Source organism: Streptomyces pactum (assembly GCF_016031615.1).
GTDB lineage: Bacteria > Actinomycetota > Actinomycetes > Streptomycetales > Streptomycetaceae > Streptomyces > Streptomyces pactus.
The window spans coordinates 4,165,247-4,180,517 of record NZ_JACYXC010000001.1 but is presented as its reverse complement, the minus strand read 5'-3'; the positions used below and the strand labels follow the sequence as shown (position 1 = coordinate 4,180,517).

Here is a 15,271-nt window from a genome sequence, read left to right as displayed (position 1 = left end):
GCCCCGCGTGTGCGAATCGGTCGAGGTGAGGGAAGCACGGGCAGTACATGAGGAAGTCCCGGTGCCTCATGCCCGCGCCTATGACGAGGCTGTAGCCGTTGAGGCCCGGGTGGTGCGACGAGTCCGCCAGTAGCTGGCGGCGTCCTGGCCTTCCTGCATCGCCGTGAACTCGTCCGACTGTTGCCGGAGTGCGGCAGCGGGCGCCGTGCCCTCAACGTAGGACTCAAGACCGCGGTTGAGCGCGCTGCGGCTCAGGAACTCGGCGTACTCGTGCACGGACGCGACAATCGGAAAGCTGACAGGGTTGCCGTGCACCAAGGCGTTGCGGACACGGTTCCGTCTGGCCTTCAACACGGCACCCTCGGCGGTGTAGTTCGCGATCAGGGTGCTGTACTCGGCATGGTCGCTCACACTGGCGAACATTCGCCTGATCCAGGCACGCTCGGACTCGATGCGGCACAGCGAGAGGAGATCACCGCAGCGGTCGGCGACGAACAGAATCCAGGGGCGCGACGGTTTGTCCGCGAGCCACTCTCGGGTCAGTTCGCTGCGCAGTGCACTCTGGTTCCCGCCGCCGAGCAGGCACATACCAACAGCTCGCTGCACGTCGGTAAGCCACCTAGCGTGTGGCCAGCGCTCGCCGAGGAGGTTGAACAGGTCGTTGGGGGCGAGCGCAGCGTGTGCCGCGACGTGTTGCACCACACGGTCCGCGAGGGGGATCACGCTGCTGATATCTGCTTCGGACGGCTTGCGCATCGCCATGGCGCGGCTGAACGGGTGGTCGGCGGCGGTCTGCACCTCGAGTGCGGCCGCGAGGAACCGGGGAAGCTCCTCGCGGGCCAGCGCCGAGGCGATGCGCGGCCCATGTTTCCTGATCGCGTCCGCGGTAATGCTTTCACCGTAACGATCATCGGGGAAGCTGGCCTCGCGTCGAGAGACAAGCCAGCTGAGAGGGCCGACCTTGCCGGAACGCAGAACCCCGTACTGGGCGAGGTGCGGGCGGACGCCACCGGAGTTGTGGATCGAGACGTTGAGGATCGTGTTCACCACGTGAACGGCACGCTCCAACGCGCCGGCTGCCGTGGTGGTGCCGAGGTCGACGCGCACCAGGAAGTCGACGTCGGACTCCTCGTCGGCCATCTTTGCGACCTTGAAGATGCCGCCGTGCTGCACCAGTTCCCAAAGCTCCGCCTTGTGTTCAAAGTCCTGGCCCTCGGGGCTGGCGTTGGGTACCGCCCAGTGGGCATTGATGAAGGACACCCGCCCAGCGGAAAGGTGCAGGAAAGCCACGCCCTGGTAGCCGAGCCACACCACGACCGGCTCGACTTGGGCCGGAGTGCCGATGTGGGTTCGGGCGCTTGCTATCCGCTCCGGCAGCGGCACGTTCTTCTGACCGATGGGGATGTCGCGGGGGTCGCGGCCGAATGCGACGATCGAGACCAGGTCGCGGAAGATCCGGTCAGCGTTGAGGCCCCGCCTGCGCAGCTGGTCGAAGAGCAGTTCGGCGATGGGGCGGTACTCCCGGCCCTCCAGGCTGCGGTCCTGAGCGGTGGCCACGAGGTCATCCCAGCTGGAGCGGACGGCTTCGTCTGCCTCGAGCGCTTCGAGGAGATCCTTCGCAGTCCCGGTGACGTTGGTCCAGCGGGCGTCGGTGCGGGTACCCGGAGGCTGCTTCAAGATCTCCGCGGGGCTTCCGGTGAGCTGCGAGAAGGCGGTTTGGAACCGTTCGAGTGGTGCGGCGATGCGCGCACGGAGCGAGGCGCCGAGCGCGCCGACGGACTCATCGAGGTCGAGCTGGAGCGATTTTCGGTTGGCGGAGTTCTTCCAGGCATCGACGCCGCTGGCAAGCTCCACCCACTGCAGGACTTCCTCTGCGAGCACGGTGAGCGGTACCACGGTGCTGACACCGTGGCGGCGGTCGAGCGATGAGACAAGAGACTTCAGCCAGTCCGGATCGTCGGCGGACCAGTGGTCACTGACGTTGTAATCGATCATCACTGTGGCCGCCCACATCTCGTGCGATCCTCGCAGCCGGCCGGATGGGCTGCTTCGTCATCCCCCCGTGAGGATACGGGGGCATGCTCAGCCGTAGACGAAGGGCTACGGCGTCGCCTGTTCGCGGGGCACCCCGCATCGTCCCGGCCGCAGAGAAAGGGAAAGCCGACGGCCTCATGGAGAGGGGGTCTGCTGGCTGCGCTCCTGATCGAACAGCGGGCGCACGCTGTGCACTTGGTGGGTAAGTTCAGTCAGCAACTGCGTCACCACCACCTCGATCTCCTCTGTGGCGCATTCCTGGGTGTCACGCCAGTGCTCTTCCCGTCGGTTGCCGTTAGGCCGCCAGCTTTCCGTTGTGATCACGGCGTGCAGTCGCAGACGCCCCTCGGCCAGGACCTGGACGGCTGCGGCCGCAACGAGCGTGTACGAGTAGGTGGGTAGGTTTTCCACCACACACATGTAGCCGGTCTGGGCATAGACGGTTTCCCCGGGCAGCCCCGGACTCCGCTGCTGGTGCTCTGGCGGGATGGCCCCGGTGTGGGAATGCGTGTCCACCGCGGTCGCAGGCCAGTCTGCTAGCCCGGCGGCGAGAGTGCCGATACCCTCGAACAGCATCCGGTCAGCCGCCGCAACCACCGGGGCAGCGCTCTCTTTGTGCGCCTTGGCTTCGGCCTCAGCCGCTCGCAGAGCCGCCCACCGTTCGGCCAGGGACCCGGTCCGGCGCGGAGTAACCGAGGGTAGGGGAGAGAGTGCTGGTGCCGTTTCCCGCAGCGTCGCTTTCTCGAACGGCAGGCACTGCATCCTGCGGTTGAGGTAGCGGATCTGTTCCACCGGGATCTCATACGGTTCCAGGGCCTTGAGCAAGTCGGTGACACGGTTCGGCGGGAAGGCGCTGCCTAGGATCACACCAGTGAGCGCTTCGCGGATGTCGACGAACTCGTAGTCGGCCGTCTGGTTGAGCACGACAAGCCGGTACTCACTCTCACTGTCCCAGTCCAGGTGCTTACGGAAGAACAACTGGTCCTTGTACTTCTCCCCGTAGGCCAGCGCCACGGCGTCACTGCCGAACTCGCCGACTTGGCGGGTATCGACGCCCCGGGTCACCGGGCTGTTCTGAGACGTGAGGTAGTGCACGGGGCCGTGGAAGGCTAGCGACGTCGGACCTGCGTGCGCCTTGAGGAAGGAAGCGACGAGCCGCTCGCGGTCGAACCGCAGGCACACACCAGCGTGCCGGCCCCCGTAGTGCGCCCACAATGCCAGGTGCGCCCAGCCGCGCAGGGCATCCGGATTGAACACGCTCTCAGGCAGCGCAATGTCCTGGGTCAGGCACGCCACCTTGGCGTGCTGGCGCAGCTGCCGGTCGAGGTCATCCCACACGGTGAAGTCGGACGCCGCCGGGGACTCGCCGGAGGAAGTGAGCACCGGGTAGTGGGGTTCGGACTCCCACAGATCGTTCGTCGCCGTATACGGGGATAGGCGCAGGGTTTGAGAGGGGAGGATGCCAGAGACTGCCGCATCGACACTCGTGTAGTGAAACAGATGCCCGGTGAGCTCCCGCGGAGCCACAAGCGTCTCATACTCGCTGAAGTCCACAGAACCTCCGGGCTCTTCGCATGCTGATTGGCCGGGAGGCGATGCACCTTCTTCACTCATGGCCGGTACGTCGCCTTCCCTTCGCGCTCTACGCCTATCCGGTCAGTCTGGCTGCTCTTACCGATGGCTCAGGCGGAAATGCTCACTGCATTCCCTCGGGCGAGCGCGATACCGTCTGCGCGGCCGCCTGTCGCCACGCCGCCTGAGCGAACGGCAGCTCTTCGGGCTTCTGCCCCAGGCGCACCAGCGTCCAAGCCACCTCGTACGAGATCGAAGGCCCCTGGGCCGCCATCAGGCGATGTACACGCCACTGCGTCACAGGCGCCAGCAGCCACCGGATACTTCTGATCCTCACGACGCCCCTATCTCAGCTCTCAGGTTGGACCACGAGACGATCGTCGAGCACGTTTCCGTCGGCCTCAGCAGCCGACGTCACATGACCGAGAGCACGAGTGATCGCTCACCCACCAGTGTGGAGCAAGTCCAGTTGGAGCTCCAGTTCCGCAATTGGATGCCAATACATCGGTCCAGCGGTTCAGCGAGGCTGCTGCCAGAGATCGGGACCACGACCATGCCGCCGACCTCGCGGGCGATCTCCTCCTCGGCCGCAGGCCGGAAGACGTGTGAGTCCCGGAGGATGCTGCTCTTCTCGGACTCCTCGACAAAGTACGCCCAGGTGTCCTGGTGGCAGCGCATCTGTGCCGTACCAATGCCGACTGCGACGCGTAGGTTCTCTGCGCGGCTCGGCTCCGACGGTTCCTCATCCAGATCCGACCTGCCGGCGAATCGGTCCCCACAGCCCCATACGCCGCTCCCTGGTCACACTCTTTTCGCGACCCAACTACGTCCCCCACGCCGGCCGCACGAACCAGCGGATGTTACTGGTGGTCACCGCGCACTCTGCGCCGATCCGAGAAGCCATCGACTCACACCTCGGCGACTTTCGGCCAAGTGTTCATGGCGAGGTGTACTGGTGCCGCCTGACGTACTTAGGGTGACTGCCGCGCTCGACACGGATCAAGCCGAAGTCACTCGCAGCGCGAGTAGCGGCTACGTCCGCATGTACACGGGGGAGACACGCTGTGGCCCGACTGACCGAAGCCGAAATCACCGCGCTGGAGAGCGAGTACCGGGAAAAGAGCAGGGCCTACGACCACGCTCTGGAAAATCTGAAGGCCACACGCTTCCAGCGGCGGATGTACTACCTGATCGCCTTCGGCTCCATGGTCCTGACCGGCCTCCTCGGCTATACGGTCGTCATCGGCCTCTGGGAAGAGAAGCCGACCTTCACTCGGTGGGCAGGGCTCATCATCGTGGCAGTCCTGTGGGTCGGCGCAGGCGTCATGCTGATGTCCAACCGGAAGACCAAGGTCGACCACACGTCCGAACTGCGCCAGAAGCTCGCGGAGAAGCAGAACGCCGCAGCGGCGCTCCCTCTCGACTCCGAGGCCGCACTGCGGATCTACCGGGAGTCGACGCTTGAACTGATGGACGCATACCGGGTAAGGGCAACCCGCAACCGGCGCGTGAACAACGCACTCCAGGCGCTCATCATCGCCGGGTCGATCGTCGCTTCAACCTTGGTCGCCATGGACAACAACATCACGCCGCTGAACCTGGCAGCCACCATCCTCAGCGCCACGGTCGGCGTGTCCGCCGGGCTGTCGGGCTACTTCAAGTTCCGTGAGCGCGGCTTCAACCTGCAGTCCACCGCGGACGAACTCGAGAAGCACTACACCGCGGTCCAGTTCCATCTCGACGAGTACGAGTCCGTCGATCCCTCCCTCACTCCCGAGGAGGGCGAGAAGGAACGACTGCGGCGGTTCGCGCGCCTCGTCGAAAAGATCAAGGAAGAGCAGCGCAAGCGGGAACTGCAACTGGAACAGTCACCTGAGCAACAGCGGAGCCAGTGATAGGACCTTCGCATGCAACAGGCTCGTTGCATGCCAGGGCAGGGCCGGACCTCGTCTGACCTCTACTGATGCCATCGGTACGGGAAAGCAACACCCACAACAGACAAGCGATATAACGATCGGCATCGACGCGGGCATCGTCGTCCTGCTCGCCCTGGACCTGCTGCTCACCTGGATCCGCATCCCGTTCCCGCTGCTGCGGCAGACCGCGTGGCTGCTGACCGCCGCCACCATCGCCTTCAACGGCGCCGCGGCCTGGCCGGACCCGCTGGGCGTGGGGATGCACGCGGTGATCCCGGTCCTCTTCGTCGTCTCGGTGGAGGCCGCCCGGCACGCCGTCGGGCGGATCGCCGACATCACCGCCGACCGGCACATGGAGTCGGTACGGATCGCCCGCTGGCTGCTCGCACCGGTCCCCACCTTCCGGCTCTGGCGCCGGATGAAGCTGTGGGAGCTGCGCTCCTACGACGAGGTGATCAGGATCGAGCAGGACCGGCTGGTGTACCGGGCGCGGCTGCGGGCCCGGTACGGCCGGGCCTGGAAGCGCAAGGCGCCGGTGGAGTCGCTGATGCCGCTGCGGCTGGCCCGGTACGGGGTGCCGCTGTCCGAGACCGCCGACGCGGGGCTGGCCGCCGCCGGGATCGAACCGCCGGTGGTACGGCCCGCCCTCACCGCCGGCCGCGCGGGCAGCACGACGGGCGGCACGGCGCTCGCGGTGGCGCCGGCGCGGACCGCACCCGCCGGAACCGGTCCGGCGGCACCGGAAGCCCCGGCCGGCCCGGGTACGGCAGAGCCGGGAACGGCCGGTACGGACCCGACCGCGCCGGCCCCGGCGGGGACGGCGGGCGGCACCCCGGCCGGGGCCGACGGAGCCGACCGGCCCGAACCGTCCGACGGCTCCGAACGGTCCCCCGGGGACGCGCCGGCCCAGGCGTCCCCGGCGGCGGACGGCGTTCCCGGGCCCGTCCCCGCCGGCCCGGCGGCGCACGGTCCCGCCACGGGACCCGCCGCCGCGGGCCCGGCCGTCCAGGCCCCGACCGGGACGGAGGCGGCCCCGAACGGGCCGGCGGCAGCCGCCCCGGAGCCGACCGGGGTGCCGGGCCACCGGCACGCGAACCCGGCCGGCCCGACCGGCGGCAAGACGCCGGGTGCCTCCCGGCCGGGAGCCGCGGCTCAGCCCGCGGCCGGTCCCCGACCGGAGGCCGGGGCCGGAACCCAGCCGGTCCCGGGGACGCGGCCGGAGTCCGGTCCGCGGACGGGCGCCGCGGACGGTTCCCGGCCGGTGGCCGGGGCGGGGGCTCAGCCGGTGGCCGGTGCCGGGGTTCCGCCGGTGGCCGGGGTGGGTGCCGCGGCCGGCGAACAGCCGCCCCAGGCGCTGCCGCTCTCCGCACCGCTGCCGGTCTACCAGCCCGTCCCGGCCGTCATGACCGACGGTCGGACGGCGGCCGGCCCCGGTCCCGGTCCGGCGAACGCACCACACGGAAACGGGCAGCACGGACACGGCCCCGGTCCCGGCCCCGAACACGGGCATGGGCATGGGCAGGTGCCGCGCGGCGACGAGCCCGGCAACGGCAACGCACACGACCACGCCCAGGGGAACGGGACCGGGCACGGACACGGGCCGGCGCCGCACCAGCCCAACCCCGCCCCGGAGGCCGGATACGCCGGACACGCCGGGCAGCCCCCGGTGCCCCTGCCCGGCGCACCGGTGAACGGCGCGCCCGACCCCGCCGGTTACCCGTTCCTCGCGACGTACGGTTCCCCGGCCGAATACGGGCCGCCCGCCGGGTACGAACTGTCCGCGGCGTACGGGGTGCCCGCCGGTTACGGGGTTCCGGCCGGGTACGGGCTCCCTGCGGAGTACGGGCCCCCGACCGCGGCCGGTCCCGGCTCCGAGGCGGCCGGCACCGCCGGGCACCCCGGCGAGATGACCGCCGCGCCGGCCGCGTACGCCCCACCGGCCGGTACCGGTGCCGGCGACCGGGCCCAGGACCACGCCGCAGCCGCGACCGGTTCCGGCCCCACCGGCGCCGCCGAGCACGACGGCCCGGACGCCGGCCACGGCGAGAGTCCCGCCGCCGGCCACGGTGACGGCGCCGACGGGAGCACGGGCACGGCCGGCGGAGGCGCAGCCGCCACCGCCGGCAGCCCCGACGACGCGCGGCGGACCGGGCCGGAGACGACCGCCTCCTCGGGCCGGGACCGGGCGCGCGCCGGCGGCGGTCCGGGCTCCGGTGACCACCGCCCGTACGCCCCGGGCCCGCTGGAGCACGACGTACCCGGGGAGCCGGCCGGCGCCACGGACGAGGCCCGCACCCAGGACGGCGGCGAGGCGGAGTGGACCGCGCAGGGGATGGGCCGGCTGCTGGAGGAGATGCCGCTGGAGGACATCTGCTACGGCGCGTTCCGCCGGCACCTCGCCGACCACAGCCGGTACCCCTCGGCCTTCCAGTTCGGCCGGCTGCTGCGACAGCGGTACGGGCTCACCGACCTCGACGACGACGACGTCCAGCGCCACCTGGACGAGTGCAAGCAGCGCCACCAGGCGGAGCGGGAGGCCGAGCAGATCCCCTGACCCACCCGGGGCCGGCTCCGCCCGGCCGGCCCGGGCGACCCGGCCGGCCAGCGACCCGGACGACCCGGCACAGGCAACAGCACCGGCGCCCGATGACCTCGCGGGCCCGGCGGCCGCGGGTGCCGGGCAGGCCCTCCCCCCGGCACCCGCGGACGCCCCGGGAGGTGCCGAGCACCTACTGAATTCAGTACCTGCCTCTGGCGGCCTCACCGCCCGGGCGCAACCGCCGCCTGCGGGCGCAACCGGCACGTACGGGTGGAGCCGGTCGAGAGGGCCGGGGGGGCGGAGCTGCCGGATGCGCGTTCGGCCCGGCGGACGCCCCGACAGCCGGACGCCTCGTCGGGCCCCGGTCAACGCCCCGGGCAGTCGGTGAAGCCGGGACGGCCGGTCAGGCCCTGCCGGTCTTCCGGCCGCCCTCGCCCCACACCGTGAGGGCGAGACCCGCCACCGCGATGCCGAGGTACGCCGCCGCCGGCAGGTCGAACCACTTGTGCAGCATGCCCCACGCCTGGTCGTCGAAGACCAGTCCACTGAAGCCGAGCACGCCCTGGATGGCGACCACGATGCCGACGATTCCCATGAGTTCTCGCATGGCATCAGCTTCACGTGCCCCGGCCCCGGTAGTCGTCGTTCCCGGGGCCGAGTCGCGTCTCCACCGTTCGTCGGACGGATCCCGCCGGCAGGAGGACCTCCGCACCGTGCGGCCCGGGCGGCGGTGACCCCCGAGCCCGGCCACGCCCCCGAGCCGAACGATCCCGGCCGCCCGGCGCGGTCCCCGCGAGCCCGGCCGCCCCGCCGGGACGGCCCGCGCGGCCAACGGCGCGTACCGGCGCGCCGGGGCCCTCTCGTCCCGCCCCGTCGCCCGTCCGGATTTCACCCGCCCGGCGGGTCCTTCACCACCCGTCCGGGCGGACGGGGGTACGACGCGGGGCGGCTGCCGGTACGGCAACCGCCCCTCCCGGGCACCCCCGGAACCACCCGGCAACCCGCGGGCCACCGCCCGCCGCCGGTAGTCAGGCCGCCAGGCCGAGCCGGCCGCCAGGCCAAGCCGACCGGTCAGGCCAAGCCGGCCGGTCAGGCCGCCAGCAGCCGCCGGACCCGGTCCGCGCCGACCGCGAGCAGCAGCGTGGGCAGCCGGGGGCCGGTGTCCCGGCCGACGAGCAGGGTGTAGAGGAGCGCGAAGAAGGACCGCTGGGCGACCTTCAGCTCCGGCGTCGGCTTGGCGTCCGGGTCCAGGCCGGCCTGGACCTTCGGCACGCCGTAGACCAGGGCGGTGAGCCCGTCCAGCGACCAGTGGTCGTCCAGCCCGGCGAGCAGCAGCCGCAGCGACTCCCGCTCGGTGTCGCCGAGCGCGGCGAGCCGCTCGGTGTCGGGCTCGGTGCGGACCTGGGTGCGCTGGTCGGCCGGGACCTGGGTGGTGATCCAGCGCTCGGCCCGGTCCAGCCGGGGCCGCGCCTCGTCCAGCGACTTCACCGGGTTGGCCGGGTCCAGCTCGCCGAGGATGCGCAGCGTCTGCTCGTCGTCGCCGGTGGTGATGTCCACCACCGAGGCGAGGGTGCGGTACGGCAGCGGGCGCGGGGTGCGCGGCAGCTCACCGGCGGCGGTCCGGGTGGCCCGGCTGTACGCGGCGGCGTCGGCGGGCTGGGCCGCGCCGTCGGCGATCTTCCGCTCCAGGGCGTCCCACTCGTCGTACAGCCGCTGGATCTCCTGGTCGAAGGCGATCTTGAAGGACTGGTTGGGCTTGCGGCGGGCGTACAGCCAGCGCAGCAGCGGGGCCTCCATGATCTCCAGCGCGTCGGCCGGGGTCGGCACCCCGCCCTTGGAGCTGGACATCTTGGCCATCCCGCTGATGCCGACGAAGGCGTACATCGGGCCGATGGGCTGCTCGCCGCCGAAGACCTCCTTGACGATCTGGCCGCCGACGACGAAGGAGGAGCCGGGCGAGGAGTGGTCCACGCCGGAGGGCTCGAAGACCACGCCCTCGTACGCCCAGCGCATCGGCCAGTCCACCTTCCAGACCAGCTTGCCGCCGTTGAACTCGCTCAGCCGGACGGTCTCCGCGTGCCCGCACACACAGCTGTAGGACATCTCGGTGGTGTCGTCGTCGTAGCCGGTGACGGTGGTCAGGTCGCGCCCGCAGGCCGTGCAGTACGGCTTGTACGGGTAGTAGCCGGCGGCGCCGCCGCTGCCGTCGTCCTCGCTCGCCGCGCCGGAGCCCTCGGCGGCGGCCTCGGCCGCGGCCAGGTCGGCCTCGTCCAGCTTGCCCTTGGCCTGCTGCGGCTTCTTCGCCGGCGCCTGGGCGGCCTTGTCGCCCTTGTCCTTGGTGCGGTAGCGGTCCAGCACGGCGTCGATCTCGCCGCGGTGGCGCATCGCGTGCAGGATCTGGTCCCGGTAGGCGCCCGAGGTGTACTTCTCGGTCTGGCTGATGCCGTGGAACTCCACGCCCAGTTCGGCGAGCGCCTCGATCATCGGCGCCTTGAAGTGCTCGGCCCAGTTCGGGTACGAGCTGCCGGGCGGGGCCGGGACCGCGGTGAGCGGCTTGCCGATGTGCTCGGACCAGGACGGGTCGATACCGGCCGGGACCTTGCGGAACCGGTCGTAGTCGTCCCAGGAGATGATGTGCACGCAGTCGTGACCCCGGCGCCGGATCTCGTCCGCCACCAGGTGCGGGGTCATGACCTCACGGAGGTTGCCGAGGTGGATCGGGCCGGACGGGCTGAGGCCCGAGGCGCAGACGATCGGTTTGCCGGGGGCGCGACGCTCCGCCTCGGCAATGACCTCGTCCGCGAAACGGGAGACCCAGTCGGTCTCGGTGCTCTGAGCCACGTTCGGCACTTCCTTCCTTGCGGTCATGGCGACAGCCATTGTCCCAGACCCGGCGCGTGCGCCGGGGTGCCGCCGGTTTATCAGAGAAACCGTGGTACGTGCCGTGGGATACTTGACCGACCCTTCGCACCTCTAAAGGAACGGCACCCATCCCATGGCCTCGGTCCCTTCCCTTGCCGCTTCGGTCCACCAGCGCCTCGCGGAGGCTCTCTCGGCAGCCCTGCCGGAGGCCGGTTCCGCCGATCCGCTGCTGCGACGTAGCGACCGGGCGGACTTCCAGGCCAACGGCATGCTGGCGCTGGCCAAGAAGCTCGGCGGGAACCCACGCGAGCTGGCCGGCAAGGTGGTGGCTGCCCTCGGCGACGCCGCCCCGGGCGGCACCGGCCCGGCCGGCGAGGTGATCTCCGGCGTGGAGGTCTCCGGCCCCGGGTTCCTCAACATCACCGTCTCCGACGAGGCGATCACCCGGACGCTGGCGGCCCGCGCCGCCGACGGCCGGCTCGGGGTCCCGGTGGCCGAGCGGCCCGGCACCACGGTGATCGACTACGCCCAGCCGAACGTGGCCAAGGAGATGCACGTCGGCCACCTGCGGTCCGCCGTGATCGGCGACGCGGTGGTGCGCATCCTGGAGTTCTCCGGCGAGAAGGTGGTCCGGCGCCACCACATCGGCGACTGGGGCACCCAGTTCGGCATGCTCATCCAGTACCTGATCGAGCACCCGCACGAGCTGGACCACGAGGACAAGGCCTCCGGCGAGGAGGCCATGTCCAACCTCAACCGGCTCTACAAGGCGGCGCGCGCCCTCTTCGACTCCGACCCGGAGTTCAAGGAGCGGTCCCGCCGCCGGGTGGTGGACCTCCAGGCCGGGGACGAGGAGACCCTGGCGCTGTGGCGGCGGTTCGTCGACGAGTCGAAGATCTACTTCTACTCGGTCTTCGACAAGCTCGACATGGAGATCCGGGACCCGGACGTGGTCGGCGAGTCCGGCTACAACGACATGCTCGCGGAGACCTGCCGGCTGCTGGAGGAGTCGGGCGTCGCGGTCCGCTCCGAGGGCGCGCTCTGCGTCTTCTTCGACGACGTCAAGGGCCCGGACGGGAAGCCGGTGCCGCTGATCGTGCAGAAGTCCGACGGCGGCTACGGCTACGCGGCCACCGACCTGTCGGCGATCCGCGACCGGGTGGGGAACCTGGGCGCCGACACCCTGCTGTACGTGGTGGACGCGCGCCAGTCGCTCCACTTCAAGATGGTCTTCGAGACCGCGCGCCGGGCCGGCTGGCTCAACGACCGGGTGCACGCGGTGCAGCTGGCGTTCGGCACCGTGCTGGGCAAGGACGGCAAGCCGTTCAAGACCCGTGAGGGCGAGACGGTGCGGCTGGTGGACCTGCTGGACGAGGCGATCGACCGCGCCTCGGCGGTGGTCCGGGAGAAGGCACAGGACCTCACCGAGGCGGAGATCGCCGAGCGCGGCGCGCAGGTCGGCATCGGCGCGGTGAAGTACGCCGACCTGTCCACCTCGGCCTCCCGGGACTACAAGTTCGACCTCGACCAGATGGTCTCGCTCAACGGCGACACCTCGGTCTACCTCCAGTACGCCTACGCCCGTATCCGGTCGATCCTCCGCAAGGCCGGGGACGCCCGCGCGGTGGCGCACCCGGAGCTGGCGCTGGCGCCGGCCGAGCGGGCGCTCGGGCTGCACCTGGACAAGTTCGCGGAGGTGCTGCACGAGGTGGCCGAGGAGTACGCGCCGCACAAGCTGGCCGCGTACCTGTACCAGCTGGCGTCGCTGTACACCACCTTCTACGACCAGTGCCCGGTGCTGAAGGCGGAGACACCCGAGACGGTGGAGAACCGCCTGTTCCTGTGCGACCTGACCGCCCGGACCCTGCACCAGGGCATGGACCTGCTGGGCATCCGCACCCCCGAGCGGCTCTGACCGTTACGCCGGACGGCACCCGACCGGGGTCGCCGCGTCCCCTGGGGGATGCGGCGACCCCGGTGCCGTTTCCGGTCCTGTTCCGGTGCCGTTTCCGGCGCGGTCCCGAAGCCGTTTCCGGGGCCCGGCACCGGGGCGTCTCCGGCCCGGCCCGGCCGCTCCGGATCAGGCCGCCGGGCAGTCCAGGTCCGTGGCGGGGCGCTCGCCGTGGACCAGGTAGTCGGTGACCGCCCGGTCTCCGCAGGCGTTGCCGACGGCCGTGTAGGAGCCGTGGCCCGCCGCGTCCACCACCACCATCCGGGCCCGGTCGCCGAACGCCGCGCGCATCTTGCGGCCGGCCGCGAGCGGGGTGGCGGCGTCCCGGCGGTTCTGGATCATGAGCACGTTCGACGGCCCGTCGGAGGTGATCCGTACCGGCTTCTCCCGCGGCTGGTCCTTCCAGAAGGCGCACACCATCGGGGCCTCCGGCATGCCGGCGGTCAGCGGGTGGGTGCGGCGGCTCTCGGCGACCTTCCGCCGGTACTCCGCCAGGTCGTCGGGCCAGCTCACGTCGTTGCAGATGGTGGCCGCGGAGACCGCGAAGGTGGCCTGCAGGGCCTCGTCCTGCGGGGTCTGCGCCGGCGGCAGCGGTTCGCCGTCGCGGGCGGCCCGCATCAGCTGGGCCAGGGCCGGGTAGCGGCTCTCGGCGTTGAGGCTCGACAGCAGGGTCTGGCGCAGGACGTCGCCGTTCAGTACGGCCGGATTGGCGCCGGGCCAGGGGACCGGCTCCCGGTCCAGGCGCTCCGCCAGCCGCAGGAACAGCGGACGCACCTCGGCGGGGTCGTCCACGAAGCGGTGTTCGTTGGCCGGGTCGGCGGCCCAGGCGGCGAAGTCGGGGAAGGCGTCCTCGACACCGATGGCGAAGTTCGCCGTCCAGCCCCGCCCCACCCTCGTCGGGTCCGGGTCGTTGCTGCTGTCCAGCACCCAGCGGTCGGTGCGGTGCGGGAACATCTGCGCGTACACCGCGCCCGCGTAGGTGCCGTACGACACGCCCCAGGCGGACAGTTTCCGCTCGCCCAGTGCCTGCCGGATGCGGTCGATGTCCCGGGCCTCGTTGCGGGTGCTGATGCTGCGCAGCAGCTCGCCCCCGTTCCGCGCGCACTGCTCGGCCACCCGCCTGCCGGTGGCCACGGCGCGGTCGAGGGAACCGTCCGCGTCCGGCCAGGGGCGGATGTTGGCGTAGGACAGGTCCTCGTGGGCCAGGCCGCAGCTGGCGGGGGTGCTGCGGTCGAGTCCCCGGGGGTCGAAGCCGACCAGGTCGTAGGCGTCGCGGACCGACTGGGGCAGCTTCTTCCCGTGCGTGGAGGGCCGGTTGATGCCGGACCCGCCGGGCCCCTCGGGGATCAGCAGCAGGGTGCCGCGCCGCGCCTCGGGCCGCTCGCTGCGGATGCGTGAGACACCGAGGCTGATCTGCTCGCCGTACGGCCTGCGGTGGTCCAGCGGTACGGCCAGGGTGGCGCACTCCTGCCGGGGGTCGAGGCCGGTGCCGGGGCACGGCTTCCAGTCGAGGGTGGTCGCGGGGGCGGCCGGCCGCGTCCCCGGCCCCGCGCCGTCGCGCGCCCCGGCGGCGGGGGCCGCCGCGACGGCGGTGGTGAGCAGGGCGGCGGCCAGCAGGGGCGTGGCCACCAGCGGCACCGTACGGCGCACGGTGGCGGGGCGGTCCGGGGCCGGGGCGGTGCGGGACGCGTCGTGTTCGTCGGTTGGCATGGGGCCAGCCTCGCGCGGCACCGCCCCGGCGCCCATCCGGCCACCCGGCGTCCCCGGGTGGGGCTACCCCCACCGCCGGGCGCGACAACACACCGCTCGCGTGCGGGAGTTGCGCCTGCCCGGGAGACGAGTCGCCGGGGCCCGGACGCCGGACCGGCCGGACAGCGGCAGGACCGGTGCCGCCGCACCGCCACCCACTTTTTTGTGGGTACTTGGCACGGGTCGGCGGCCGGGCGAACCTGGTGACGGGCGGCCGGGGGGCCGCCGGATTCCGGATGGGACGGAGGTGGCGTCGGGTCAGGACGCCGACTGGGCCTCGGTGAGCCGCTCCAGGCGGCGGTGGCCCCAGTCGGAGAGGGGCGCGAGCGCCTCGGAGAGGTCCTGACCGAAGGGGGTCAGGGAGTACACGGTCTTCAGCGGCAGCACGTTGTGCACCTCGCGGTGCACCAGTCCGTCCGCCTCCATTTCGCGGAGCGCCTGGGTCAGCACCTTCTCGCTGAGCCCCGGCAGCAGCCGGCGCAGTTCGCCGGGGCGGCGCGGACCGGTTTCCAGCAGCCAGAGCAGAGCGGTCTTCCACTTGCCGTCGATCACGGCGATCGCGGCGGTCACTCCACAGACATTCGTGTCCTGGGCACGACTGCGCGTCATCACTGTCCTATTCGTCAGTTTTTATTGGCATTCAATCAA

Annotated in this window: 9 protein-coding genes and 1 pseudogene; 3 read left to right on the top strand and 7 right to left on the bottom strand. The window is 71.4% G+C overall.

Annotated elements, in window-relative coordinates; genetic code table 11:
• Nucleotides 1–78: 78 nt before the first annotated feature.
• The 3 genes from IHE55_RS16560 to IHE55_RS16550 all read right to left on the bottom strand — a co-directional run bounded on the left by IHE55_RS16560 (nt 79) and on the right by IHE55_RS16550 (nt 3,907).
• The gene (locus IHE55_RS16560) at nt 79–1,995 is read right to left on the bottom strand and encodes a hypothetical protein (protein ID WP_232265586.1); all 1,917 of its coding nucleotides are present in this window, start codon (nt 1,993–1,995) and stop codon (nt 79–81) included.
• A 174-nt stretch (nt 1,996–2,169) separates the two neighbouring features.
• Entirely contained in the window at nt 2,170–3,588 is a 1,419-nt protein-coding gene (locus IHE55_RS16555; RefSeq protein WP_197989723.1) for a DUF2971 domain-containing protein, read from the bottom strand.
• 142 nt (nt 3,589–3,730) lie between these two features.
• Nucleotides 3,731–3,907 carry a hypothetical protein gene (locus IHE55_RS16550; RefSeq protein WP_197989722.1) on the bottom strand — a complete coding sequence of 59 codons (177 nt, stop codon included), beginning with the start codon at nt 3,905–3,907 and terminating at the stop codon, nt 3,731–3,733.
• Between the two features lie 763 nt (nt 3,908–4,670).
• Between IHE55_RS16550 and IHE55_RS16545 the strand changes: the two genes are divergently transcribed.
• Entirely contained in the window at nt 4,671–5,501 is an 831-nt protein-coding gene (locus IHE55_RS16545) for a DUF4231 domain-containing protein (protein ID WP_197989721.1), read from the top strand.
• Between the two features lie 118 nt (nt 5,502–5,619).
• A pseudogene (locus tag IHE55_RS16540) lies at nt 5,620–6,159 on the top strand (DUF2637 domain-containing protein); the annotation flags it as partial.
• Between the two features lie 2,305 nt (nt 6,160–8,464).
• Here the strand turns inward: IHE55_RS16540 and IHE55_RS16535 are convergent.
• Complete coding sequence (locus tag IHE55_RS16535) at nt 8,465–8,668, bottom strand: hypothetical protein (RefSeq protein WP_197989720.1); 204 nt, start codon at nt 8,666–8,668, stop codon at nt 8,465–8,467.
• A 482-nt stretch (nt 8,669–9,150) separates the two neighbouring features.
• Entirely contained in the window at nt 9,151–10,929 is a 1,779-nt protein-coding gene (gene lysS, locus IHE55_RS16530; RefSeq protein WP_197989719.1) for a lysine--tRNA ligase, read from the bottom strand.
• A gap of 127 nt (nt 10,930–11,056) precedes the next feature.
• On the opposite strand from lysS, the gene argS reads away from it, so the two are divergent.
• On the top strand, nt 11,057–12,838 hold the full coding sequence (gene argS / locus IHE55_RS16525; protein WP_197989718.1) for an arginine--tRNA ligase: 1,782 nt from the start codon (nt 11,057–11,059) through the stop codon (nt 12,836–12,838).
• A 165-nt stretch (nt 12,839–13,003) separates the two neighbouring features.
• Here argS and IHE55_RS16520 read toward each other — a convergent pair whose 3' ends face one another.
• Both IHE55_RS16520 and IHE55_RS16515 read right to left on the bottom strand, forming a co-directional pair.
• On the bottom strand, nt 13,004–14,584 hold the full coding sequence (locus IHE55_RS16520; RefSeq protein ID WP_197989717.1) for an alpha/beta hydrolase: 1,581 nt from the start codon (nt 14,582–14,584) through the stop codon (nt 13,004–13,006).
• Nucleotides 14,585–14,881: 297 nt separating this feature from the next.
• Nucleotides 14,882–15,232, bottom strand: a complete 351-nt coding sequence (locus tag IHE55_RS16515; protein WP_197989716.1) for a winged helix-turn-helix transcriptional regulator — start codon at nt 15,230–15,232, stop codon at nt 14,882–14,884.
• Between the last annotated feature and the right edge of the window lie 39 nt (nt 15,233–15,271).

Bases quoted from the DNA above. Each gene is read 5' to 3' on its own strand.
- IHE55_RS16560 (WP_232265586.1), bottom strand. From the start codon at position 1,995: ATGATCGATTACAACGTCAGTGACCACTGGTCCGCCGACGATCCGGAC.
- lysS (WP_197989719.1), bottom strand. From the start codon at position 10,929: ATGACCGCAAGGAAGGAAGTGCCGAACGTGGCTCAGAGCACCGAGACC.
- IHE55_RS16520 (WP_197989717.1), bottom strand. From the start codon at position 14,584: ATGCCAACCGACGAACACGACGCGTCCCGCACCGCCCCGGCCCCGGAC.
- IHE55_RS16515 (WP_197989716.1), bottom strand. From the start codon at position 15,232: ATGACGCGCAGTCGTGCCCAGGACACGAATGTCTGTGGAGTGACCGCC.
- argS (WP_197989718.1), top strand. From the start codon at position 11,057: ATGGCCTCGGTCCCTTCCCTTGCCGCTTCGGTCCACCAGCGCCTCGCG.
- IHE55_RS16535 (WP_197989720.1), bottom strand. From the start codon at position 8,668: ATGCGAGAACTCATGGGAATCGTCGGCATCGTGGTCGCCATCCAGGGC.